At 72.0% G+C, this 21,884-nt stretch carries 24 protein-coding genes and 1 tRNA gene; 9 read left to right on the top strand and 16 right to left on the bottom strand.

Going from position 1 to position 21,884, the window contains the following annotated elements; translation table 11 throughout:
• Positions 1-59: 59 nt before the first annotated feature.
• Entirely contained in the window at positions 60-824 is a 765-nt protein-coding gene (locus tag ACE3QY_RS09970) for a hypothetical protein (RefSeq protein WP_374455855.1), read from the top strand.
• A gap of 3 nt (positions 825-827) precedes the next feature.
• Here ACE3QY_RS09970 and ACE3QY_RS09965 read toward each other — a convergent pair whose 3' ends face one another.
• On the bottom strand, positions 828-1,343 hold the full coding sequence (locus ACE3QY_RS09965; RefSeq protein ID WP_374455854.1) for a DUF4870 domain-containing protein: 516 nt from the start codon (positions 1,341-1,343) through the stop codon (positions 828-830).
• 195 nt (positions 1,344-1,538) lie between these two features.
• Here ACE3QY_RS09965 and ACE3QY_RS09960 point away from each other — a divergent pair, with 195 nt between their 5' ends.
• The 5 genes from ACE3QY_RS09960 to ACE3QY_RS09940 are packed head-to-tail and all read left to right on the top strand — an operon-like array spanning position 1,539 to position 5,684.
• On the top strand, positions 1,539-2,108 hold the full coding sequence (locus tag ACE3QY_RS09960) for an ArsR/SmtB family transcription factor (protein ID WP_374455853.1): 570 nt from the start codon (positions 1,539-1,541) through the stop codon (positions 2,106-2,108).
• Positions 2,105-3,358 carry an MFS transporter gene (locus ACE3QY_RS09955; RefSeq protein ID WP_374455852.1) on the top strand — a complete coding sequence of 418 codons (1,254 nt, stop codon included), beginning with the start codon at positions 2,105-2,107 and terminating at the stop codon, positions 3,356-3,358. The genes ACE3QY_RS09960 and ACE3QY_RS09955 overlap by 4 nt, the downstream gene beginning before the upstream one ends.
• A gap of 10 nt (positions 3,359-3,368) precedes the next feature.
• Positions 3,369-4,130 (top strand): SDR family NAD(P)-dependent oxidoreductase, encoded by a 762-nt coding sequence (locus ACE3QY_RS09950; protein WP_374455851.1) that lies wholly within the window; start codon positions 3,369-3,371, stop codon positions 4,128-4,130.
• 22 nt (positions 4,131-4,152) lie between these two features.
• Positions 4,153-5,403, top strand: coding sequence for a low temperature requirement protein A (locus ACE3QY_RS09945; protein ID WP_374455850.1), 1,251 nt, complete (start codon positions 4,153-4,155; stop codon positions 5,401-5,403).
• Positions 5,403-5,684, top strand: a complete 282-nt coding sequence (locus ACE3QY_RS09940) for an ankyrin repeat domain-containing protein (protein WP_374455849.1) — start codon at positions 5,403-5,405, stop codon at positions 5,682-5,684. Before ACE3QY_RS09945 ends, ACE3QY_RS09940 begins: the two co-directional genes overlap by 1 nt.
• Here the strand turns inward: ACE3QY_RS09940 and ACE3QY_RS09935 are convergent.
• Together ACE3QY_RS09935 and rocD are read right to left on the bottom strand one after the other, a co-directional pair.
• Entirely contained in the window at positions 5,677-7,068 is a 1,392-nt protein-coding gene (locus ACE3QY_RS09935; RefSeq protein WP_374455848.1) for a DUF6226 family protein, read from the bottom strand. The genes ACE3QY_RS09940 and ACE3QY_RS09935 overlap by 8 nt on opposite strands.
• A gap of 14 nt (positions 7,069-7,082) precedes the next feature.
• Positions 7,083-8,318 carry an ornithine--oxo-acid transaminase gene (rocD, locus tag ACE3QY_RS09930; RefSeq protein ID WP_374455847.1) on the bottom strand — a complete coding sequence of 412 codons (1,236 nt, stop codon included), beginning with the start codon at positions 8,316-8,318 and terminating at the stop codon, positions 7,083-7,085.
• 128 nt (positions 8,319-8,446) lie between these two features.
• Here rocD and ACE3QY_RS09925 point away from each other — a divergent pair, with 128 nt between their 5' ends.
• Entirely contained in the window at positions 8,447-9,316 is an 870-nt protein-coding gene (locus tag ACE3QY_RS09925; RefSeq protein WP_374455846.1) for an NAD(P)-dependent oxidoreductase, read from the top strand.
• Between the two features lie 149 nt (positions 9,317-9,465).
• On the opposite strand, the gene ACE3QY_RS09920 is transcribed toward ACE3QY_RS09925, so the two are convergent.
• The 7 genes from ACE3QY_RS09920 to ACE3QY_RS09890 form a co-directional block, all read right to left on the bottom strand.
• A tRNA-Ala gene (locus tag ACE3QY_RS09920) sits at positions 9,466-9,541 on the bottom strand.
• Positions 9,542-9,595: 54 nt separating this feature from the next.
• Positions 9,596-10,066, bottom strand: coding sequence for a DUF4112 domain-containing protein (locus ACE3QY_RS09915; protein ID WP_374455845.1), 471 nt, complete (start codon positions 10,064-10,066; stop codon positions 9,596-9,598).
• Positions 10,063-10,686 carry a histidine phosphatase family protein gene (locus ACE3QY_RS09910; RefSeq protein WP_374455844.1) on the bottom strand — a complete coding sequence of 208 codons (624 nt, stop codon included), beginning with the start codon at positions 10,684-10,686 and terminating at the stop codon, positions 10,063-10,065. The genes ACE3QY_RS09915 and ACE3QY_RS09910 overlap by 4 nt, the downstream gene beginning before the upstream one ends.
• Complete coding sequence (gene rsfS, locus ACE3QY_RS09905; RefSeq protein WP_374455843.1) at positions 10,683-11,042, bottom strand: ribosome silencing factor; 360 nt, start codon at positions 11,040-11,042, stop codon at positions 10,683-10,685. The genes ACE3QY_RS09910 and rsfS overlap by 4 nt, the downstream gene beginning before the upstream one ends.
• The gene (nadD, locus tag ACE3QY_RS09900) at positions 11,039-11,671 is read right to left on the bottom strand and encodes a nicotinate-nucleotide adenylyltransferase (protein ID WP_374455842.1); all 633 of its coding nucleotides are present in this window, start codon (positions 11,669-11,671) and stop codon (positions 11,039-11,041) included. Before nadD ends, rsfS begins: the two co-directional genes overlap by 4 nt.
• A 4-nt stretch (positions 11,672-11,675) precedes the next feature.
• Positions 11,676-11,828 (bottom strand): hypothetical protein, encoded by a 153-nt coding sequence (locus ACE3QY_RS09895; RefSeq protein WP_374455841.1) that lies wholly within the window; start codon positions 11,826-11,828, stop codon positions 11,676-11,678.
• Between the two features lie 30 nt (positions 11,829-11,858).
• Positions 11,859-13,109 carry a glutamate-5-semialdehyde dehydrogenase gene (locus ACE3QY_RS09890; RefSeq protein WP_374455840.1) on the bottom strand — a complete coding sequence of 417 codons (1,251 nt, stop codon included), beginning with the start codon at positions 13,107-13,109 and terminating at the stop codon, positions 11,859-11,861.
• A gap of 38 nt (positions 13,110-13,147) precedes the next feature.
• Here ACE3QY_RS09890 and ACE3QY_RS09885 point away from each other — a divergent pair, with 38 nt between their 5' ends.
• Positions 13,148-14,680 carry a hypothetical protein gene (locus ACE3QY_RS09885; RefSeq protein WP_374455839.1) on the top strand — a complete coding sequence of 511 codons (1,533 nt, stop codon included), beginning with the start codon at positions 13,148-13,150 and terminating at the stop codon, positions 14,678-14,680.
• Between the two features lie 53 nt (positions 14,681-14,733).
• On the opposite strand, the gene ACE3QY_RS09880 is transcribed toward ACE3QY_RS09885, so the two are convergent.
• The 6 genes from ACE3QY_RS09880 to ACE3QY_RS09855 form a co-directional block, all read right to left on the bottom strand.
• Positions 14,734-15,687, bottom strand: a complete 954-nt coding sequence (locus ACE3QY_RS09880) for an electron transfer flavoprotein subunit alpha/FixB family protein (protein WP_374455838.1) — start codon at positions 15,685-15,687, stop codon at positions 14,734-14,736.
• Positions 15,688-15,700: 13 nt separating this feature from the next.
• On the bottom strand, positions 15,701-16,501 hold the full coding sequence (locus ACE3QY_RS09875; RefSeq protein ID WP_374455837.1) for an electron transfer flavoprotein subunit beta: 801 nt from the start codon (positions 16,499-16,501) through the stop codon (positions 15,701-15,703).
• Positions 16,502-16,635: 134 nt separating this feature from the next.
• Positions 16,636-17,334 carry an Ig-like domain-containing protein gene (locus tag ACE3QY_RS09870; protein WP_374455836.1) on the bottom strand — a complete coding sequence of 233 codons (699 nt, stop codon included), beginning with the start codon at positions 17,332-17,334 and terminating at the stop codon, positions 16,636-16,638.
• Between the two features lie 48 nt (positions 17,335-17,382).
• Positions 17,383-18,279 (bottom strand): Ig-like domain repeat protein, encoded by an 897-nt coding sequence (locus ACE3QY_RS09865; protein ID WP_374455835.1) that lies wholly within the window; start codon positions 18,277-18,279, stop codon positions 17,383-17,385.
• Positions 18,280-18,441: 162 nt separating this feature from the next.
• A complete protein-coding gene (locus ACE3QY_RS09860; protein ID WP_374455834.1) occupies positions 18,442-18,741 on the bottom strand; it encodes a hypothetical protein in 300 nt (99 codons plus the stop codon).
• Positions 18,742-18,808: 67 nt separating this feature from the next.
• A complete protein-coding gene (locus ACE3QY_RS09855; protein WP_374455833.1) occupies positions 18,809-19,585 on the bottom strand; it encodes an enoyl-CoA hydratase/isomerase family protein in 777 nt (258 codons plus the stop codon).
• Positions 19,586-19,728: 143 nt separating this feature from the next.
• On the opposite strand from ACE3QY_RS09855, the gene glgX reads away from it, so the two are divergent.
• Positions 19,729-21,858: a glycogen debranching protein GlgX gene (gene glgX, locus ACE3QY_RS09850; RefSeq protein WP_374455832.1), complete on the top strand. Its 2,130-nt coding sequence runs from the start codon at positions 19,729-19,731 to the stop codon at positions 21,856-21,858.
• Positions 21,859-21,884: the final 26 nt, after the last annotated feature.

Below are 21,884 nucleotides of genomic sequence, written 5' to 3'. Positions count from 1 at the left end.
ATCAGCGCGGCTGCGAAAGAAGGAGCTGCTGGTGCACGGGACACATCATACTCGCTCCCATGGCCGCTGACCTGAGCAGGTACGACGACTGGCTCGCCTTCCTCACCGCGCTCCCCGACGAGGTGCCCGCCCTCCAGGTCGTCGTGGTCAACGGCTCGGCCGTCACCGGCGGGTGGGACGAGCACTCCGACCTCGACGTCGAGGCGTGGTGCAGCGGCGACGCCACCCCGACGTACGACGCGGTGCTGGCGCTCGCCCGCGCGCGCTTCGAGGTCGACCACGTGTGGGAGGTGCCCGAGGCGACCTGGCCCACGGGCCGGCAGTGCTTCATCCACCTCCAGCCCGACGCCGCCGACCTGAGCCGCCCGACCCGGCTCGTGGACGTCGTCATCCTGACCACGCCCGAGCGGCTGACGATGGACACCCGACGGCACGGCGTGCCGATGGTGCTGCACGACCCCGACGGCCTGCTCCTGCTCGAGGACGACGACGAGGCCGAGATGGAGGCGCAGCGGCAGCAGGCGGTCGCCCAGGCCGCGGCCCGCCGCCAGTCCGCGGCCTGGCTCGTCGAGCGGGCGATCGCCCGCGGCGACCTCGCCGAGGCGACCGGCCTGCACCTGCGCTTCGCGGTCGAGCCGCTGGTGCGGCTGCTGCGGATCCAGCACTGCCCGGCGCGGCACGACTTCGGCCTGCGCTACCTGCGCACCGACCTGCCGGAGGGGATGGCGGAGCGGGTGGAAGCACTGCTGCCCGGGCCGGACCTCGCGGTCCGGTCCCGGGCAGCGTTCGCGTGGCAGGACGAGGTCCTGCGCGACCTCAGCTGATCGTCACTTGACGAACTGCGGGGTGAGCGGCGGGCTCCACCACTCGCCGTTGTAGGCCTTGACGGCACCGATCACGTGCAGGATGCCGGCCACGACGAACGCGGCACCCAGCGCCGGCAGCATCACGACGAGGCCCAGGCCCAGCGTGAGGACGGCGACCGGGATGGTGAGGATGCCCAGCACGACGAGCCAGATGAACATCGTGATCTGGATGTTGATCGAGTTGGCGGCGTGCGCCCGGACGAACGGGCCCCGGTCCTTGTGGATCACGTAGACCGCGATCGAGGCCAGGAAGCCCAGGAAGCCGGCCGAGCAGATCATCGCGACGACGGCGCCGGCGTGGCTGATGGCTCCCCACGTCCGCTCGTCCTCGGCCGACATGGTCGACGGGGCGGCGCGGTAGGCGGCCTGGGGCTGCTGGCCGTAGCCCTGGGCCGGGTGGCCCTGGGTCGGGTAGCCCTGGGTCGGGTAGCCCTGGGTCGGGTCGGCCTGTGGGTCGGTCGGGTACTGGTCGGACATCTCTCTCACTCCTCGGCGGGCCCTGGCGGCCTCTGATGACACCAGCCAAGCACGTCGCAGGGTCGATTTCACCCCGTTCCGGGGTCGGGTCAGGGTCGGGTCAGGGGTCGTTCCGGGCAGACCGCCCAAGAAGTGTTTGACAGTTGCCGTCGCCCCCTGCACACTCACTCCCCGAGGACCGTTGGGGGGTGTGGGATGGGCGAGCCGGACGACGGCGCGGTCGCGCGGCTGCGCGCCACGGCGCACCCGCTGCGGCTGCGGATCCTGTCGCTGCTGACCGGCGAGGCGATGAGTGCCGCCGAGGTGGCCCGCGAGCTGGACCTCACCCACGCCAACGCGTCGTACCACCTGCGGGTGCTCCACGACGTCGGCAAGCTGGTGGTCGAGGGCGAGGAGAAGATCCGCGGCGGCGTGGCCAAGCGCTACCGGTACGACGCCACGCGCGAGGTGGCCGACCGCAGCTCGGGCGTCGAGGACCGCGTCGCCTACGCGCGGGCCAACGCCGTCGAGGTCGAGCGACGGCTGCTCGACGCAGCGCCCGGCCCGGCGGCCTCGAGCGACCTCGAGACGTGGGTCTCCCCCGAGACGTGGCGGCGCGCCGTCGACCTCCTGCACGAAGCCTCGACGCTGCTGCACGCGGCTGCCCTTCCGGCCGGGACTCCCGACACCGTGCACGTCAGCGCCACCCACACCGCCTTCACCATGACCGGCGGGCTCACCGGCGAGGCGTCCCGCCCGCCGACCGACCAGGAAGGGCCGCGATGACCTGGGCCTCGTCGTTCGCGCCGCTGCGCAACCGCAACTTCGCGTGGTACTTCTCCTCGCGCTTCGTGAACACGCTCGGCAACATGATGTCCAACATCGCGCTCGCCTTCGCCGTGCTGGACATCAGCGACTCCGCGAGCGCGCTGGGGCAGGTGCTGGCGGCGCACATGGCGCCGATGGTCCTGCTGCTCCTCTACGGCGGCGTGATCGCCGACCGCTTCCCGCGCGTCGCGGTCCTCCAGTTCTCCAACCTCGCCTCGGCGGTGACCCAGGGCGCCATCGCACTGCTCGTGCTGACGGGGCACGCCGAGATCTGGATGCTGCTCGTGCTGGCCGCCGCGCACGGCGTCGTGAGCGGGATCGGCTTCCCGGCGATGGCGAGCGTGCTGCCGAGCCTGGTGCCGCGCACCCAGCTCCAACCGGCCAACGCGCTGGTGTCGCTGACCCGCAACGGCCTGACCGTCCTCGGGCCGAGCGTCGGCGCCCTTCTGGTGGTCACCGTCGGTCCCGGCTGGGCCCTCGCCGTCGACGCAGCGACCTGGCTGGTCAGCGCCCTGCTGCTGCTGCCGATCACCATCCCGCCGCGCGAACCACGCGCCGAGACGTCCAGCACGCTCGAGGAGCTCCGGGAGGGGTGGGGCTTCTTCTGGGCGACCCCGTGGCTGTGGGCCGTCGTCGTGGGCTTCGGGCTGATGAACGCGATCCACTCCGGCGCCTGGAACACCCTCGGGCCGGTCGTGGCCGACGACACCATCGGGCGGCAGGGCTGGGGCTACGTGCTCTCGGCCGAGGCGATCGGGCTGGTGCTCACGACCCTCGTGCTGTTGTGGGTCCCGCTCCAGCGGCCCCTGCTCTACGGGATGATCGGCATGTTCGCCTTCGTCCCGCCCATGGTGCTGCTCGGCGTCCATCCCAGCCTGGGCTGGTTGATCGCCGCGTCCTTCCTGGCCGGGGTCGGCGTCGAGGTGTTCGGGATGGGGTGGAACCTCGCCATGCAGGAGAACATCGACGACTCGATGCTCTCGCGCGCCTACTCCTACGACGCCCTCGGCTCGTTCGTCGCGATCCCGATCGGCCAGGTCGCCTACGGGCCGCTGGCCTCGGTTGTCGGCCTGGAGGAGCTCCTGGTCGCCTCGGGTGTGGCGTACGCCGTCGTGGTGGCCCTCGTCCTCTGCTCCCGGTCCGTGCGCGGCCTGCAGCGGGCGCCGGCCCCGACCCCGGAGCCGTCGGTGACGAGCGCCACGCCGTAGGGTCCCCGGCATGGGAGTCATGGACCTGTTCCGCCTCGACGACAGGGTCGTCATCGTCACCGGCGCCTCCAGCGGGCTGGGCGTCGCGTTCGCCCACTGCTTCGCCGAGGCCGGCGCCGACCTGGTTCTCGGTGCGCGCCGCGTGGAGAAGCTGGAGCGGGTGGCCGCCTCCGTGCGCTCCACCGGACGCCGCGTGCACACCGTCGAGACCGACGTGGCCGACCCCGAGCAGTGCCAGCGACTCGTCGACGAGGCGATGGCGAAGTTCGGCCGGGTCGACGTGCTGGTCAACAACGCCGGTGTGGGCACGGCCGTGCCCGCCACTCGCGAGACGCCCGAGCAGTTCCGCTCGGTCATCGACGTCAACCTCAACGGCTGCTACTGGATGGCGCAGGCCTGCGGCCGCGTCATGGAGCCGGGCTCGAGCATCATCAACATCTCCTCGATCCTCGGCATCACCACCGGCGGCCTGCCGCAGGCGGCGTACTCCGCCTCGAAGGCCGGGCTCGGCGGCCTGACCCGCGACCTCGCGCAGCAGTGGATGGGCCGCAAGGGCATCCGCGTCAACGCGCTCGCGCCGGGCTTCTTCACCTCGGAGATGACCGAGACCTACCCGGAGGGCTACCTCGAGCTCGCCCTGCAGCGCGTCCCGGCCGGCCGCAAGGGCGACCCGCGCGAGCTCGCCGCGACCGCGGTCTGGCTGGCCTCCGACGCCGCCGGCTACGTCACCGGCCAGATGATCCCGGTCGACGGCGGCCTCACGATCGCCTGACCTTCTGCCAAGATCCGGGGGCATGAGCACCGCGTCCCCGGGCACCGACCGCTCGCACCGGCTCCGCCGGATGACCGGTCGCGATCCGCACGAGGCCCACCGCACTGCAACCCCGCTGGAGCTGTTGTACGACCTGACGCTGGTCGTGGCGTTCAGCCTGGCCGGCAGCCAGTTCGCGCACGCCCTCGTCGAGGACCACGTCGTGCCCGGCCTGCTCGGCTTCGGCGTCGCCATGTTCGCCATCACGCTGGCGTGGATCAACTTCTCGTGGTTCGCCTCGGCGTACGACACCGACGACGCGTTCATGCGCCTGGCGACCCTCGTCCAGATGGTCGGCGTGCTGGTCATGGCGCTGGGGCTGCACGACGTCTTCGAGGGGTTCGCCCACGACGAGTTCGACAACGCCGTGCTCGTGGCCGGCTACGTCACGATGCGGCTCTCCATGGTCGTGCTGTGGACGCGCGCCGCCCGGCACGACCCGCCGCGCCGCTCGACGTGCCTGGCCTACGCCCGCGGCATCGCCGCCGTCCAGGTGGGCTGGGTCGTCACCGCGTTCGACCTGCTGCCGGTGCCCGCCCAGATCGCGCTCGCCGTCGTCCTGTTCGCGGTCGAGGTCGGCGGGACGGTCTGGATCGAGACCCACTTCCCCTCGACGCCGTGGCACCCCCACCACATCGCCGAGCGCTACGGCCTCCTCGCGATCATCACCTTCGGCGAGGTCATCCTCGGCACCACGACCGCCATCGAGGCGGTGGTCTCCGCGCAGGGCTGGAGCGCCGAGGCCGCGGTGATCGCGCTCGCCGGCGTCGCCCTCGCCGTCGGGCTGTGGTGGTGCTACTTCACCGTCCCCTACGGCGAGGCGCTGCGGGGCAGCAACGCGAAGAGCATGGTCTTCGGCTTCGGCCACATGCTGCTGTACGCCGCGATCGCCGGCACCGGCGCCGGCCTGCACGCGGCGGCGTACCTCCTCGAGCACCACAGCCAGCTCGACACCGCGCAGACGGTGCTGACGATGGCGATCCCGGTCGCGGTGTTCGTGGTGGTGCTGTTCGTGCTCTTCCACGTGATGTTCCCCGGGCGCGACCCGCTGCACTACTGGCTGCTCGCCGGGACGCTGGTCGTGCTCGTCGCGGCCTGGCTCCTCGCACAGGCTGGCGCGTCGATGACCGTGGCGCTCGGCGTGCTGATGCTGGCGCCGTGGGTGACGGTGGTCGGCTACGAGCTGCGGGGGCACCGCCACCTGTCCGAGGTCATCACGGCGTCGGGCCGCTGATGTCGCACGGTGACTACAAGGCCTTCTTCGCGGCGGCCTGCGCGGGTGACGCCGACCTCGTCGAGCACCACCTCGACACGGGCGTCGACGTCGACTTCGTCCATGCCGAGCTCCAGTCGACGGCGCTGGTCGCGGCCATCGAGGAGAGGCGTGAGACCGTCGCGCTCCTGCTCCTCGACCGCGGCGCCTCGCCGACGCTCGTGTCGCCGCTGGAGGGCATGACGCCCCTCGAGGCCGCCCGGGCGGCAGGTCTCGCTCGGGTCGTGGAGCGGCTCAGCTGAGCCAGGGCTCGCCGGCGACGACCCCGTCCGTACGCCGTCCGGCCGCCGCGTCGGCCAGCCATTGCTCGGCCTCACCGCCCGTGAAGCTGCCGCTCCCGTTCCAGCCGTCGAGCGAGCGCCTGACGAACCTCCCCCGCTCGCGCACTACGTAGACGCCACCCGACAGCACCAGGAGGAAGGCGTCGTCGACGGCCGCGAGCAGCGCGGCCGACCCGTCGTCGCAGGCGTCGCAGCCGCAGTACGGCTGGCGCTCGAGGACCTCGACCGGCTCCCCGACGCCGACCTGGACGAACGTCTCGTCCGAGAACAGCCCCACCACGACGGGTTGCGTGCCCGGCGCGCCTCGCACCACGGTGACGCGGCTGGCCGCGAGGTGCTGCTCCGCCATCCACTCCACGGTCCCGGGGTCGACCTGCTCGGCCGTCCCGAGCCCGGCCGCCGTGATTGCCTCGATCCACGCGTCGGACCGGACGGCCAGCAGCCGGTAGCGCTCCGGCTCGGTCTCGCGGGAGTACTCCTCCTCGAGCGGCGGGCTGCCGCCGGGGTGCGGGTCCGGCCAGTCGGCGAGGTCGCCGCGCAGGCGGGCGAAGGCATCGTCGACCGCGGGCAGCAGCGCCGCGGCCGCGAAGCGGCGACGGTCGGCGCTCGTGGAGACGAGGACGCCGTCGAGGGTGGCCGACGCGTGGCCCTCGACGGGCAGGGTCACCGACACCGACACCGGGGTGTTCGGCCCGTCGTCGCCGGACCAGGACATGGTCCACGATCCCTCGCCGAGCGCGACCGGCTCACCTAGCGGGTCGAGGGTGATGATCACCGGACCGTTCGGCTCGTGGAACACGCGTCGCGGCCAGTAGCGGCTCGGGACGAAGCCGAGCGCCTCCAGCAGGTCGGCCACGCGGTCGGGATCGGGCGGGGTGATCGAGATCGACGCCACGACCGCACCGTCGGCCGGGCCGGGCGGCATCGGCGTGGTCCACTCGATGAGGAACGGGAGCGCGTCGTCGTACGGGCCCGTGTCGACGTCGCAGACCTTCCACTCCACCACGTCGCCGCTCGGCGTGCGCCGCGAGCCCGGCACGGGCGGGGCGGGGTCGAAGCCGGCCGCGACGAGGGCGGCGTGCGCCGCCTCGATGTCGTCCACCGCGACCGCCCAGGAGATCGGTCCGCGTGCACCGCGGATCCGGTCGAGCGCCGGGTTGGACTCCTCGGAGCCCGCGGCGATCAGCTCGACGTACGCCGGCCGCGGGCCGCGGACGAGGACGTTCTCGGTGCCGACCGGGTGCGCTCCCCCGCGCTCGGCTGGGAGCCCGGCCGCACGCCAGCGAGCCAAGGCCTCGTCGAGGTCCTCGACGGCGACGACGAGGTGGTCGAACCGGGCGTCCACGCGAACGCCGGCCGTCAGCCCGCGAGGATCTCGGTGACCGCGCGGACCAGCCCGGCGATGTCCTCGTCGCTGGCCACCAGCGGCGGCGCGAAACGCACCGTGGAGCCGTGGGTGTCCTTGGCCAGGATGCCGCGCGCCATCAGCGCCTCGGACATCTGGCGGCCGCTCATCAGCGTCGGGTCGATGTCGATGCCGGCCCACGCGCCCCGGACGCGCACGTCGGAGAGGCCGCGGCCGACGAGCGGGCGGAAGCCCTCCTCGAGCAGCGCGCCGATCTCGGCGGAGCGGGCCTGGAAGGTGCCCTCCTCGAGCATCGCGACGACCTCCGTGCCGATGGCCGCGGCGAGCGGGTTGCCGCCGAAGGTCGAGCCGTGCGAGCCGGGCGTGATGACGTCCATGACGTCGTGGTCGGCCGCGATCGCGGAGACCGGGTAGATGCCGCCGCCGAGCGCCTTGCCCATGATGTAGATGTCGGGGACGACGTCCTCGTGGTCGCAGGCGAACGTCCTGCCGGAGCGGGCCAGGCCGGACTGGATCTCGTCGGCGACCATCAGCACGTTGCGCTCGGTGCAGAGCTCGCGCAGCTCGCGGAGGAAGCCCTGCGGCGGCATGACCACGCCGCCCTCGCCCTGGATCGGCTCGAACAGCACGGCGACGGTGGTGTCGTCGATGGCCGAGGCGATCGAGGCGATGTCGCCGTACTTCACGCTGCGGAAGCCGCCGGTGAAGGGCGCGTAGCCCGAGGTCGCGACCTCGTCGTCCGAGAAGCTGACGATCGTGGTGGTGCGGCCGTGGAAGTTGCCCTCCATGGTGATGATCGAGGCCTGGCCCGCGGGCACGCCCTTGACCTCGTAGCCCCACTTGCGGCTGACCTTGATGGCGGTCTCGACGGCCTCGGCGCCGGAGTTCATCGGCAGGATCATGTCCTTGCCGGTCAGCCGGCACAGCGCCTCGGCGAAGCCGCTCAGCTTGTCGTTGAAGAACGCGCGGCTGGTGAGCGTCAGCCGGCCGAGCTGCTCGCGCGCGACCGCGACGAGGCGCTCGTTGGAGTGGCCGAAGTTGAGCGCGGAGTAGCCCGCGAGGCAGTCGAGGTAGCGGTTGCCGTCGACGTCGATGACCCACGCGCCGTCGCCCTCGGACAGCACGACCGGCAGCGGGTGGTAGTTGTGCGCTGCGTAGCGCTCGGTCGCCTCGATGTGGGCGGCCGTGCGCTCGGAAGTGGTGCTCGTGGAGTGGTCAGTCGCGGTCATGGGCACATGGTGCCACCGCCCGTACGAAACCGCCGAAGCGAGGAAGCCACTGTTTCCCAGGTGGCCCGCGACAGGGTCGTGGCGCGGCTGGTGTCATCGTCTCGACGGATGCGTGGAAGGGGCACTGAATGGACGACGCGGACCCGGTCGGCTTCATCGGGCTCGGGCACATGGGCGAGCCGATCGCGCTCAACCTGCTGCGGGCCGGCCGCCGGCTGGTGGTGTGGACCCGGCGGGCGGAGCGGGTCCGCGAGCTGACGTCGGCGGGCGCCGAGGGCGCGGCCGATGTCGGCGAGGTGCTGGACCGTTGCGAGGTGGTCCTCCTGATGCTGGCGGACGCGGCCGCGCTGGAGGAGGTGCTGGGCTGGGACGGCTCGGCGTTCGCCCACTCCCTTGCGGGACGCACCCTGGTCAACCTCGGGACGGTGTCGACGACCTCCGCCTCGGCCTTCCACGAGCGGGTGCGGGAGGCGGGCGGACGCTACGTCGAGGCACCCGTCTCCGGATCGCGCGTCCCGGCGCAGCGCGGCGAGCTCGTCGTGATGCTCGCGGGCGATGGCGACCTCGACCCGGTCGAGCGGCTGCTCGCGCCGACCAGCAGCGCGGTCGTGCGGTGCGGCGACGTGCCGGCCGCGACGGCCACCAAGCTGTCCGTCAACGCGTTCCTCGTCAGCCTGGTCACGTCCCTGGCGGAGTCGGTGCACCTGGCCGAGCGCAGCGGGGTCGACCTCGACGTGCTCCATCGCGTCCTGGACTCCGGGCCGATGGCCAGCGCCGTGTCCCGGCTGCGCCTGGCCGCCATGCTCGAGCGCGACTACGCACCGCAGACCGCGATCGACGACGTGGCCCGCAACTGCCGGCTGGTCCTCGAGCTCGCCGAGTCGGCCGGGGCCGCGGCCCCGATGGCCCGCCAGAGCCACGAGCTCTACTCCCGCGCCTCCACGCTCGGCTTCGGCGCCGACGACATGGCCGCCGTCGTGGAGGCGCTCCGGCGATGATCGCGTTCTCGGGGGAGGGCGGGCGGTTCACCACACGTGTCCGGGAAACCGCCCCTCGGCCACAACTCGAAGGGCGACTTCTCGGACACGTGTGGAAACGCACCCAGACAAGACCGAAGGCCGGATCCTGACGGATCCGGCCTTCGTGTTGGTGGAGCTGAGGGGACTCGAACCCCTGACCCTCTGCATGCCATGCAGATGCGCTACCAGCTGCGCCACAGCCCCAACAGCCGAGAACATTAGCCGACAGTTTCGCCGACGTGAAATCGGGGTGCCCCCTCAGCTGATCCAGCGCACCAGGAGCCAGATCCCGAGGATCGCGACGCCCACCCCGGCGAGCACCGGGACAATGGTCAGCGCGACCGCGCCGGCGACGTACGCCGCTGTCGGCGGCTCGCGCAGCGGCGCCCGCTCGACCTCGCGGAGCAGCAGGTGGAGGTTCTTGCGGTTGGCCCGGTGGGCGATGTCGAGCAGGTCGCCGACGCCGGGGAGCAGGCCGAGCAGGGCGTCGACGACGAGGTTGAGCGCCATCCGAGCGAGCACCACCATGGGCACCCGGGCCAGGATCGCGTCGCGGACGATCACGGTCGACAGCGCGCTTCCGACGGCGTCGCCGATGCCGGGCAGCAGCCCGAGGACGGCGTCGAGGCCGACACCGAAGCGGGTGCCGGGGACGGTCACCGCGTCGTCCATCACCTTCGCCAGCTGCCGGCTGAGGTGGAGGTCGACCTCGCGCGCCCGGTCGCTCACGCGACGACCCGGTTCCAGGCGACCAGCCGCCAGCGGGTCTCGCCGCCGGTCCAGGTCGAGGCGGCGTGCTCGAGCTCGATCCAGCCGCAGTTGGCGAGCACGCCGAGGGCCTCCCCCGGGTCGGCGAGGCCGAGGAACGCCGGCACGGCGACGCGCAGTGCGGCACCGTGGGAGACGATGATCCCCGTCTCCCCCTCGCCGAGCGCGTCGGCGTACGACGCCAGGGCGGGCAGGAAGCGCGCGAGCACGTCGTCGTCGGTCTCGCGCCCGGGGATGCCGGCGTCGTCCCCTGCGAGCAGCCTGGCGTGCTCCTCGGGGTGGGCGGCGGCGTACTCCTCGCTGGTCAGCCCGGTGCGGTTGGGTCCGATGTCGAACTCACGCAGGCGCGCGTCGAGGACCGGCTCCAGCCCGGCCACCGCGGCGACGCAGGCCGCGGTCTGCGCGGCGCGGGAGAGGTCCGAGCTCCAGACCGCGACGGGCGCGAGGGCGGCCATCGCAGGCGCGACGGCCGCGGACTGGGCCTGCCCCTGCTCGTCGAGCGGGATGTCGGCGTGCCCCTGCGCGCGCCGGGCGTCGTTCCAGGCCGTGCGGCCGTGCCGCAGCAGGACCAGGCGCTTCACGACAGGGACAGCGGGATGAGCGGGCAGTCGCTCCAGAGGCGCTCGAGGGCGTAGAAGGAGCGCTCCTCCTCGTGCTGGACGTGCACCACGATCTCGCCGTAGTCGAGCAGCACCCAGCGACCCTCCTTGTGGCCCTCGCGGCGGATCGGCTTGGCGCCCGCCTCGCGGAGCTTGTCCTCCACCTCGTCGACGATCGCGCCGACGGCGCGCTCGTTGTTGGCGCTGGCCAGCACGAAGGCGTCGGTGATCGCGAGCTGGTCGCTCACGTCGAAGGCCAGCACCTGGTCGGCCTTCTTGTCGTGCGCGGCCTGGGCGGCGACGGCGACGAGCTCGAGGGCGTGGTCGGTGGCAGTCATGCAGTGTCCTTGTTCGTTGCGGGTGCTGCGTAGAGGTCGTGCTTGGCGATGTACTGGACGACGCCGTCGGGCACGAGGTACCAGACCGGCTCGCCGCGCCGCTTGCGCTCGCGGCAGTCGGTGGAGGAGATCGCCAGGGCAGGGATTTCGACCATGGTGACCCGGTCGGCGGGGATCTTCGCCAGCGCCTCGGGGTCCATGGCGTAGCCGGGCCGGGTGCAGCCGACGAAGTTGGCGAGCTCGAAGAGTTCCTCGACGTCACGCCACGTGAAGATGTCGGCGAGCGCGTCGGCGCCGGTGATGAAGAACAGCTCGGCGTCGGGCATCTCCGCCTTGAGGTCGCGGAGCGTGTCGATCGTGTACGTCTTGCCCTCGCGGTCGATGTCGACCCGGGAGACGTTGAAGCGCGGGTTGGCGGCGGTGGCGACGACCGTCATCAGGTAGCGGTGCTCAGCGGTCGTGACCTCGCGGTCGCTCTTCTGCCAGGGGTCGCCGGTGGGGACGAAGACGACCTCGTCGAGGTCGAACCAGGCCTGCACCTCCGACGCCGCCACGAGGTGGCCGTGGTGGATGGGGTCGAAGGTCCCGCCCATCACCCCGACCCGACGAGGTGCCTTCCGGTCCGGCACGGGATCAGCTGTGCTCGCGGCCGCCACCGAAGGAGATCACTGCCAGCAGCAGGACGAGCAGCAGCGCCAGGGCGATGCCCCCCACGGCGTAGGGGTGGATCGCGGGCTCGCCGTGCTCGGCGGTCTCGGCGGCAAGCGTGATGACGGTGCTCAGCATGGGCGCGATCCTATCGTCTGCGCCCGCGCGTCAGCGCACGTGGCCGTCGCCGACGACGACGTACTTGCTCGAGGTCATCTCGGGCAGGCCCATCGGGCCGCGGGCGTGCAGCTTCTGCGTCGAGATGCCGATCTCGGCGCCGAAGCCGAACTCGCCGCCGTCGGTGAAGCGGGTCGAGGCGTTGACGACCACGGCGGCGGAGTCCACGGCGGCGACGAAGCGGCGGATGGCGCCCTGGTCGCGGGCGACGATCGCCTCGGTGTGCCCTGAGGAGTAGCGGCGGATGTGCGCGATCGCGCCCTCGACGTCGGGCACCACCGCGGCCGAGATCTCGAGCGCGAGGAACTCGGCGCCGTGGTCCTCGTCGGTGGCCGGGACCACGTCGTCGTACTCCGCGAAGGCCGGGTCGCCGTGGATCCGGACGCCACCCGCCTGGAGGGCCTCGATCACCGTCGGCAGGAACTCGTCGGCGACGTCCTGGTGGACGAGCAGCGACTCGGCCGCGTTGCACACGCTCGTGCGCTGGGTCTTCGCGTTGAGCACGATGGCGAGCGCCTGCTCGAGGTCGGCCGAGGCGTCGACGTAGACGTGGCAGTTGCCCACGCCCGTCTCGATCACCGGCACCGTCGACTCCTCCACCACGCTGCGGATCAGGCCCGCGCCACCGCGTGGGATCAGCACGTCGACGAGGCCACGGGCCCGCATCAGGGCCTTGACGCTGTCGTGGGTCTCCCCCGGCACCAGCTGTACGACGTCCTCCGGCAGGCCGCTGCCGGCCAGCGCGCCGCGCATCGCCGCCACGATCGCCGCGTTGCTCGACCGGGCGCTCGACGACCCCCGCAGCAGGACCGCGTTGCCGGCCTTGAGGCAGATGCCGGCGGCGTCGGCGGTGACGTTGGGCCGGGCCTCGTAGATCATCCCGACCACGCCGAAGGGCACGCGCACCTGCCGGAGCTCGAGCCCGTTGGCCAGCGTGCTCCCGCGCAGCACCTCGCCCACGGGGTCGGGCAGCCCCGCGACGTCGCGCAGCCCCTGCGCCATCGCCTCGAGCCGGGCGTCGTCGAGGCGCAGCCGGTCGACGATGTTGGCCGGGGTGCCGCCGGACTCCGCCCGGGCGACGTCCTCGGCGTTTGCGGCGAGGATCCCCGGCGCCGAGGCCAGCAGCGCGTCCGCCATCGCCCGCAGCGCGGCGTCCTTGGTCGCCCGGGTCGCCGTGGCGAGCTCGTGGCTCGCCGTCCGCGCCCGACCGGCGACCTCGCGGACCGCATCCTCGCTGCTCATGCCGTCCAGCGTAGGTCCGTCGTGCCTATCCTGAGCCCATGTCTCGCATCACGGGGGTGGTGGTCGCGCTGGCGACCACAGCGGCGGTCCTGACGGGTTCCACGGCCGGAGCCGGCACGGGGGCGGCAGCGCCACCGACGGCCCAGCTGCCGCGCGAGATCATCGGCGGTGTCGAGCTGACCCTGGCCGACGGTGACGTGCTGCGCGTCTGGACCGCCGAGAGCCACCGCACGGTGTGGGCGAAGCGGTACGACACCGCGACCGGCGCCTGGGGTGCGCGGACCGTCGTGCTCGCGCGGAAGAACCTCTTCTGCGGCGACGTCGACGCGCGGACGGCCAACGGCGCCGTGGCCGTGATCGCCGAGTGCGACCGCTACGGCTGGTCCGAGGACCAGGCGCCGACCTCCTCGCGCGCGCTCTGGTCGCCCGACACCGTCTCGTGGACGTCGTACGAGCTGGAGGGCGAGGCCTACGAGGAGCCCGGCATCTCCCCCGACGGCAGCCGGGCGGTGTGGCCGGAGTTCAGGGGCTACGTCACCTTCGGCCCGGAGGGATTCACCCGCCACACGCTGAGCACTCCGGGCCAGGAGTACACCGCGACCGCCACGATCACCGACACCGGCCAGGTGTCCTACCTCTACGGCAGGGGCTTCGGCGGGCGCTGCGGCCTCGTCGTGCTCACCCGTGCCGGGGCCGCCCCGCCGACGCGACAGGAGATCGCGTTCGACGGGGCCTGCACGGACAGCAACTTCGCCAACGTCGACTCCGACACCACCCTCTTCGGCGAGTTCGACTACCCCGCAACGGTCACGACGATCGCCCGGGCCAGTGCCGACTCGCCGTGGGCGGTCACGCAGGTCGCGCCGGTCGACGCGCCCGGGCTGGTGACGGTCGAACGCGGCACCTACACGCGGTTCTTCACCGCACCGGGGTCTCCCTTGGTCGCCCTCGGCTCACGCACCGGCAGGCGGGTGCGAGCCCAGGTGTACGACCCGGGCACCCAGTCCTGGAGCGCCCCGATCACGGTGCTCGAGTCGGGTGCGCAGTGCAACTGGGGCCCGGGCGAGACCGCGCAACCCCTCGCCGTGATCGTTGCCGTGGTGAGGTGCCGCGGCAACCACATCGCACTCACCACCCGCGACGGCCTGGCCTGGCAGGCGCTGCGGATGGGCCCGCGCTCGCTGGGCCAGACCCGCGATGGGCAGTACGTCGCCGTGCCCGGCCCCGCGAGCACCCACGTGATCTCGCCCGAGCTGGGCGTCGTGACGCTGCCGGGCGGCGTCGCCGGACGGTGCGACGTCGTGGTCCCGGATGGACCGGACGCAGCCGTCCAGGTGGTGGCGACCTCCGGCTCACGGCAGTGGCCGGTCGTCCTCCGGCACGTCTCGTCCGGCGGCACCGAACGGCTCGGGCGAGCCCGTACGCCGACCCCGGGCCGGTGCCGCGAGGTCGAGCAGTCCTACGACCGCCCCACCCGCTTCGACATGGGCAGCACCCGCATGGACCGGGGCCAGACGATGCAGGTCGTGCGTCGCGGAGACGACTGGCAGGTGCGGATCAAGGAGTGGTGAACGCACGGATGCCCCGACCTCGCGGTCGGGGCATCCGGGTGCGTTGCGGGCGATCAGCCCTTGCGCTCGGTGATCTTCTCGGTGGCGGCGGGCAGCACGGAGTGCAGGTCGCCGACCACGCCGAAGTCGACCAGCTCGAAGATCGGGGCCTCGGGGTCCTTGTTGACCGCAACGATCGTCTTGGAGGTCTGCATGCCGGCGCGGTGCTGGATCGCACCCGAGATGCCGTTGGCGACGTAGAGCTGGGGCGAGACCGTCTTGCCGGTCTGGCCGACCTGGAACGCGTGCGGCATCCAGCCCGAGTCGACCGCGGCACGCGAGGCACCCACGGCCGCGCCGAGGCTGTCGGCGAAGCCCTCGACCGGCTCGAAGTTGCCGCCGGTGCCACGACCACCCGAGACCACGATCGCGGCCTCGGTCAGCTCGGGACGACCGGTGGACTGCCGCGGCTGGGTGGCCACGACCTGGGCGCCCTTGGCGGCGTCGCTGATGGTGGCGGCGAACGCCTCGACGGCGCCGGCGCCCTCGGCCTCCTCCGGGGCGGCCGAGTTCGGCTTGACCGTGATGATCGGGGTGCCCGTGGTGACCTTCGCCTGCACCGTGTAGTTGCCGGCGAAGACCGACTGGGTGGTCACGCCACCCTCCTGCACGTCGACGGCGTCGGTGATCACGCCCGATCCCAGCTTGATCGCCAGGCGACCGGCGACCTCCTTGTTCTCGAACGTCGAGGGCAGCAGGATCGCCGCCGGGCTGGTCTTCTCGGCCAGCTGCTGGAGCGCCTCGGCCTTGGGGGCGACGAGGAAGCCCTTGATCTGGGCGTCGTCGATCACGTAGACCTTCGCCGCGCCGTACTTCTTGGCCTTCTCGGCCACGGCCTCGCCCTGCTCGGGCGAGCCGAAGAACACGGCCGAGGGCTCGCCGAGGCGGCGCGCGATCGTGAGCAGCTCGTAGGTGGGCTTCTTGACCTCGCCGTCGGCGTGGTCGACTACAACAAGAACCTCAGACATGCGTCAGCGCTCCTCAGATGAACTTCTTCGACGCGAGGAACTCGACCAGCGCAGTGGCGCCCGAGCCGTCCTCGTCGGTGACGATCTCGCCGGCCGTGCGCGGCGGGCGGGCGGTGGTGTCCTCGACCTGCGAGTACGCCACGGACAGGCCGACCTGGTCGGCGTCGAGGCCCAGGTCGGTCAGCGACCAGGTCTCCAGCGGCTTCTTCTTGGCCGCCATGATGCCCTTGAACGACGGGTAGCGGGCCTCGCCGGACTGGTCCGTCACCGACAGCACGATCGGCAGGCTCGCGCCGATGACCTCGGTCGAGCCCTCGTTGTCGCGCTTGATGCGGACCTGGTCGCCCTGCGACTCCACCACCGAGGCCAGCGTGACCTGCGGGAGGCCGAGGCGCTCGGCGAGCATCGCCGGGACGACCGAGCCCGAGGCGTCGGTCGAGGCCATCCCGCAGACCACGAGGTCGGCGCCCGCGTCGGCCTTGATCTTCTCGATGGCCTTGGCCAGCACCAGCGAGGTGCCGAGGTAGTCGGAGCCGGCGATCGCGTCGTCGACCACGTGGACGCCGGAGTCGGCACCCATCTGCAGCGCCTTGCGCACCGCGTCGACGGCCTTCTCCGGGCCGACGGTCAGAGCGGTGACGGTGATCTCCTCACCCTCACGCTTCTCGCGGAACTGCAGCGCCTGCTCCACGGCGTACTCGTCGAGCTCGGACAACAGGCCGTCGACACCGACGCGGTCGACGGTGTTGTCGTCCTCGAACTTGCGGTCGGCCGTCGCGTCCGGCACGTACTTCACACAGACAACAATGTTCATGGTGGTGTGGCCTCGCGGCCCCTCCTGTGCACTCGGATGTGCTCGTGAGGCTACAAGTCACGCACCCCGGCACGGAATGGCGTTCGGGGTGGGGATCCTCACAGTGCCACTGTCACGGTCGCTGCCCGGACCGCTCAGCGCCGCGCGCCGATGCGGAAGCGCACCTCACGCGTGGCCGCGAGGTGGTCGGCGTCGCCGCGGTAGGTGACCTGCACCCGGTAGCGGCCCCTCCGGGACGGGCCCGGGTCCAGCAGGAGCCGGCCGCCGACTGCGCCGCCCTCGAGCGTGCCGCGGGCGACCCGCACCTTCCGGCCGGACTTCCGCACGACGATCCGCACCTGCCCCGACGGGGTGGTGCCGTAGTCCCCGGCGGCCCGGACGTGGACCGCGATGGGGGCCCGGAGCCGCTTGCCGGTCACCCGCACCTGGAGCCGGGTGCGCACCGGCACGACCTGCCAGGCCACGCTCGGCGAGGTGCTGCCGTCCTGCCGGAGCGGGTCCCGGGGCAGGAACGTGGCCTGCACGGCGTGCGCTCCCACGGCGGCGCGCGGGAGCACGAGGCTGGCCGTCCCGCTCGCCCCGAGGTTGGCCTTGAAGGCGACCCCGTCGACCGAGAAGACGACGTCGCCCTCGGCCGGGCCGGCTGGCGTGGTCACGGCGGCGGAGGCGGTGACCAGCTGCCCGAAGGACGACTGGGCGGCGCTGAGCACGACGGTGGTGCTCGACGGCACGGCAGCCGAGGCCGGGTGGACCGGCGCGACGGCGGCGGCCAGGCCGAGCACACCGGCGGCGGCCACTCCGGCCGCCTGTCGGCGCACGGATGATCGAGACATGTGTGGAACCCCCTGCCCGGATCGTAGATCACGGGCAGGGGCGCCACCTCAGCCGACCTTGACCTTGACCTTGCCCTTCGACGCGGCGTGGGTCGCGTCGCCCGCGTAGGAGACGGTGATCGTGTAGGTGCCCGGCTTGGAGACCTTGGGGACCACGACCTTGGCCTTGCCGGCCTTCACGTCGACCCGCAGGCTCTTGACCTTCTTCTGGCCGCGGGTCACCTTCACCTTCGCCGTGCCGGTGGCGGCCTTGTCGGTGGAGCCGACCTTGATCCGGGCGACGATCTTCGACTGCTTCTTCGACCAGCTGCCGCTCACCTTCGTGGTCGTCGACTGGACAGCGCCGGGCGTGGTCGGGGTGCCGGGGGTGGCCGCGTCGGTGACGGTCACGGTGTCGACGGTGAGGTCCTGGGCGGGCGTGGCGGCCTTGGGCGTGCACGTCACGTCGGCGGTGTACGCCGCTGAGCCGTCCGCCTTCGTGAACGCCAGCGAGGCCGTGTAGCTGGCGGCCTTGAGGACGTACGTCCCCGCGGCGGTCGGCGCGAACGTCGGGCCCGCGCCGGTGGCGGTCACCGTGACCGGCCCCGAGGCGGGCAGGTCGGCGCTCGCCACGGTGGCGGCGATGTCGGGCAGCGCGGCACCGTTCTGGGTGGCCTTGATCTTCGCCGTGCCCGCGACCTTCCGCGCCCCGAAGACCGTGTAGACCGCGTTGCGGACGTCGTCGGGGATGGTGACCTTCGCCGTCACGTTCACCGGGGCCGAGGCGCCGGTGGCGAGGGTGGCGGGCAGGTCGGTGTCGGCAGTGGTGAGGAACTCCTTGTCACCGAGGACGGTGTTGCAGACGAAGACGAGGTTGCCGGAGGCCGCGCCCGCGGGCACGGCGCCGAGACCGGTGACGACGAGCGAGGCGATGCCGAAGGCGGCGAGGCTGGACTTCAGGTGCATGCGTATTCCCTCCCAAGGAAACGGGTCAGCGCCACCGTCCCTCCCATGGTCGGTGGTCGCCCGGGAACTGTGACACTCAGTTACACACTGAGGTACACCCCGTCCCACGATGCGGTACGCATGTGCACCGAACCCGTGGTCCGGCGCCCCGCCCGGGAGCGGTCAGGACTTGATGAGCTTGCTGACCAGCCGGCCCACGACGAGCCAGGCAATGGCGCCCAGGCCCCAGTTGAAGAGGGCGTTCTTGATGTCGGCGCCCTCGCCCCGGAACTGCTTGATGCCGTCGCTGCGGGAGAAGATGTCGAGGTCGACGAAGCTCGCAGCCTGCAGGATGAAGTCGACCGCGCTGTTGGACCGGTTGGCCTCGAGGGCGATCAGGAGGGCGCCCATCGCGAGCAGCAGTGCCGAGAGGGCGCTCACGATCCACACGAGCTGGGCCAGGGTTCCCCGGATCTTGTCCACTGGTCGGTCTCCTTCAGGTCGTCGCGCGACGCGGCCGGTCGCTCCGCGGGCCGGAGCGTACCCGGTGTCAGCGCCCCACGAAGGTCGCCTTGCCGGGTCCGTTCTCAACGAACGAGGTCATGCCGCGGGTACGGTCCTCGGTCGCGAAGACCGCGGCGAACTGCTGCCGCTCGATCTCCAGGCCCGTGTCGAGGTCGACCTCGCTGCCCCGGTCGATGCACTCCTTGGCCGCCCGGAGCGCGAGCGCCGCGGCGCCGCTGAACTGGGAGGCGTAGGCGACCGACGCCTCGAGCACGTCGCCCGGCGGCAGGACCCGGTCGACGAGGCCGATGCGCAGCGCCTCGTCGGCCTTGACGAAGCGGCCGGTGAAGATGATGTCCTTGGCCGTGGACGTGCCGACCAGCCGGGTGAGCCGCTGGGTGCCGCCCGCGCCGGGGATGATCCCGAGCAGGACCTCCGGCTGGCCGAACACCGCGTCCTCGGCCGCGAAGCGCAGGTCCGCGGAGAGGGCGAGCTCGCAGCCCCCGCCGAGGGCGTAGCCGTTGACGGCGGCGATCACCGGCTTCGGGATCCGCGCGATGGCGGTGGTCGCCGAGCTGACCGAGGTGGAGACCCTGACCATGTCGGCGTAGGACAGGTCGGCCATCTCCTTGACGTCGTTGCCGGCGGCGAAGACCCGCTCGCCGCCCCACAGCACCACGGCACGTACGTCGTCGCGCTCGCTGAGCTCGGCGGCCGCCTCGCGGAGGTCGGCCTGCACCTGGACGCTGATCGCGTTCATCTTCGGGCGGTCCAGCCGCAGGACCGCGACCCCGTCGGTCACGTCGATCGAGACGAACTCCATGCGCTGCTCCTCATCGTCGGTGCTGCGTGAGCGGTGTTACACGATTGCGATGCCGCATTGTGCCGTGCGCGCCCGTCTCGACCACAATGACCCGCGTGACACCGCCCCCCGAGACCACAGTCTGGAACCACGAAGGCGAGACCATGAGGGTCTGGCCCGGTCGCAACTACCCCCTGGGCGCGACCTGGTCCCACGACTCCACGAACTTCGCGGTCTACGCCCCGGCGGCCGAGCACGTGTGGGTCTGCCTCTTCGACGAGGAGGGCGCCGAGGTGCGGCACCTGCTCACGGAGCACTCGCTGGGCGTGTGGCACGGCGCGATCCCGGGCGTCTCCCCCGGCACGCGCTACGGCTACCGCGCGCACGGGCCGTGGGACCCCGACGCCGGGCTGCGGTTCAACGCCAACAAGCTGCTGCTCGACCCCTACGGCAAGGCCGTCGCCGGCGACCTCCTCGTCGACGACGCGATCTTCGGCTACGCCCAGGGCGACCCCGACACGATCAGCGACCTCGACTCGGCGCCGTTCGTGCCGCGCAGCGTGGTCGTCTACGACGACTTCCAGTGGGGCGCGGACACCTCACCGCGTCGCCGCTGGCGCGACACCGTGATCTACGAGATGCACGTCAAGGGCATGACCCAGCTGCACGACCGGGTCCCCGAGGAGCTGCGCGGGACGTACGCCGGTCTCGCCACGCCCGCCGTGACGGACTACCTCAAGGACCTCGGCGTCACGGCCGTGGAGCTGCTGCCGATCCACCAGTTCGTCTCCGAGCCAGGGCTGGCCGAGCGCGGGCTGGTCAACTACTGGGGCTACAACTCCATCAGCTTCTTCGCCCCGCACAACGCGTACGCGCACGCGGGCGACCGGGGCCAGCAGGTCACCGAGTTCAAGCAGATGGTCAAGGACTTCCACGCCGCCGGGCTCGAGGTGATCCTCGACGTGGTCTACAACCACACCGCCGAGGCGGGCCCGCTCGGCCCGACGCTGAGCTTCCGGGGCCTCGACGACCTCGGCTACTACCAGCGCGTGGTGCCGCCGCCGGTGACCGACCCGGACGCGGAGCCGATGACGGACACCTACTGGGACGTCACCGGCTGCGGCAACACCCTCGACGCCACCCACACCCAGAGCCTGCGGATGATCCTGGACTCGCTGCGCTACTGGGTGACCGAGATGCACGTCGACGGCTTCCGCTTCGACCTGATGAGCGCGCTGACCCGCACCAACCAGGTCGTCGACATGGGCAGCCACCTGATCACGGCCATCGGCCAGGACCCGGTCCTGCGGCACGTGAAGCTCGTGGCCGAGCCGTGGGACGCCTCGATGGACGGCTACCGCGTCGGCGAGTTCCCGCCGCCGTGGATCGAGTGGAACGACCAGTTCCGCGACACGATGCGCGACTTCTGGCGCGGCCACTCCGCCGGCGTGCGCACCGTGGCGACCCGGCTCGCCGGGTCGAGCGACCTGTATGCCGACGACGGCCGCTCGCCCTACGCGTCGGTCAACTTCGTCACGGCCCACGACGGCTTCACGCTGCGCGACCTGGTGTCGTACAACGACAAGCACAACGAGGCCAACGGCGAGGACAACCGCGACGGCACCGACAACAACCGCTCGTGGAACTGCGGCGTCGAGGGCGAGACCGACGACGCGGCGATCGTCGCGGCCCGCCGCCGGCAGGCCGCGAACCTGATGGCCACCCTGTGCTTCTCCAGCGGCGTGCCGATGCTCACCGCGGGCGACGAGCGCGGCCGCACCCAGGGCGGCAACAACAACGCCTACGGCCAGGACAACGAGACCTCGTGGATCGACTGGCGGCCCGACGACGCCTGGCTCGACGTCTACGAGGTCACCAAGACCGCGCTGCGTCTGCGGCGCGAGCACCCCGTGCTGCGGCAGCGGCACTGGTTCGAGGGGCGCCCGACCATCAAGGGCGGCATCAAGGACGTCGTGTGGGTGCACCCCAGCGGCCGGGAGATGTCGACCGACGACTGGAACGACGACGGCTGCCGCACGGTGGGGATGTTCCTCAACGGCGCGCCGCTGCGCTCCCCCGGCCCGCACGGCGAGCAGGTCCGCGACACCTCGTTCATGATCTGGCTCAACGCCGGCAGTGACGACGTGCAGCTGACCCTGCCGGCGAACAAGTGGGTCCACCACGGCGAGGTCGTGCTGTCGACCAACACCGAGGTCGCCCTCGGCACGCCCGTGGTCGCCGGCAGCTCGCTGGAGCTGCAAGCCCGCTCCGTCCTGGTGCTGCGCCAGACGTGAGCGACGGCCCGGGACGTGGCGCGGAT

The organism is Nocardioides sp. (assembly GCF_041913365.1).
In the GTDB taxonomy this organism is placed as follows: domain Bacteria; phylum Actinomycetota; class Actinomycetes; order Propionibacteriales; family Nocardioidaceae; genus Nocardioides.
The sequence above is the reverse complement of the archived record's forward strand: the minus strand, read 5'-3'. Positions and strand labels throughout refer to the sequence as shown.

Coding starts and splice junctions, on each gene's coding strand:
- ACE3QY_RS09855 (WP_374455833.1), bottom strand. CDS start 19,585: ATGGAGTTCGTCTCGATCGACGTGACCGACGGGGTCGCGGTCCTGCGG.
- ACE3QY_RS09950 (WP_374455851.1), top strand. CDS start 3,369: ATGGGAGTCATGGACCTGTTCCGCCTCGACGACAGGGTCGTCATCGTC.
- glgX (WP_374455832.1), top strand. CDS start 19,729: ATGAGGGTCTGGCCCGGTCGCAACTACCCCCTGGGCGCGACCTGGTCC.
- ACE3QY_RS09880 (WP_374455838.1), bottom strand. CDS start 15,687: ATGTCTGAGGTTCTTGTTGTAGTCGACCACGCCGACGGCGAGGTCAAG.
- ACE3QY_RS09885 (WP_374455839.1), top strand. CDS start 13,148: ATGTCTCGCATCACGGGGGTGGTGGTCGCGCTGGCGACCACAGCGGCG.
- ACE3QY_RS09965 (WP_374455854.1), bottom strand. CDS start 1,343: ATGTCCGACCAGTACCCGACCGACCCACAGGCCGACCCGACCCAGGGC.
- ACE3QY_RS09940 (WP_374455849.1), top strand. CDS start 5,403: ATGTCGCACGGTGACTACAAGGCCTTCTTCGCGGCGGCCTGCGCGGGT.
- ACE3QY_RS09890 (WP_374455840.1), bottom strand. CDS start 13,109: ATGAGCAGCGAGGATGCGGTCCGCGAGGTCGCCGGTCGGGCGCGGACG.
- ACE3QY_RS09955 (WP_374455852.1), top strand. CDS start 2,105: ATGACCTGGGCCTCGTCGTTCGCGCCGCTGCGCAACCGCAACTTCGCG.
- ACE3QY_RS09945 (WP_374455850.1), top strand. CDS start 4,153: ATGAGCACCGCGTCCCCGGGCACCGACCGCTCGCACCGGCTCCGCCGG.
- ACE3QY_RS09970 (WP_374455855.1), top strand. CDS start 60: ATGGCCGCTGACCTGAGCAGGTACGACGACTGGCTCGCCTTCCTCACC.
- rocD (WP_374455847.1), bottom strand. CDS start 8,318: ATGACCGCGACTGACCACTCCACGAGCACCACTTCCGAGCGCACGGCC.
- ACE3QY_RS09875 (WP_374455837.1), bottom strand. CDS start 16,501: ATGAACATTGTTGTCTGTGTGAAGTACGTGCCGGACGCGACGGCCGAC.
- ACE3QY_RS09960 (WP_374455853.1), top strand. CDS start 1,539: ATGGGCGAGCCGGACGACGGCGCGGTCGCGCGGCTGCGCGCCACGGCG.
- ACE3QY_RS09870 (WP_374455836.1), bottom strand. CDS start 17,334: ATGTCTCGATCATCCGTGCGCCGACAGGCGGCCGGAGTGGCCGCCGCC.
- ACE3QY_RS09925 (WP_374455846.1), top strand. CDS start 8,447: ATGGACGACGCGGACCCGGTCGGCTTCATCGGGCTCGGGCACATGGGC.
- ACE3QY_RS09865 (WP_374455835.1), bottom strand. CDS start 18,279: ATGCACCTGAAGTCCAGCCTCGCCGCCTTCGGCATCGCCTCGCTCGTC.
- rsfS (WP_374455843.1), bottom strand. CDS start 11,042: ATGACTGCCACCGACCACGCCCTCGAGCTCGTCGCCGTCGCCGCCCAG.
- ACE3QY_RS09895 (WP_374455841.1), bottom strand. CDS start 11,828: ATGCTGAGCACCGTCATCACGCTTGCCGCCGAGACCGCCGAGCACGGC.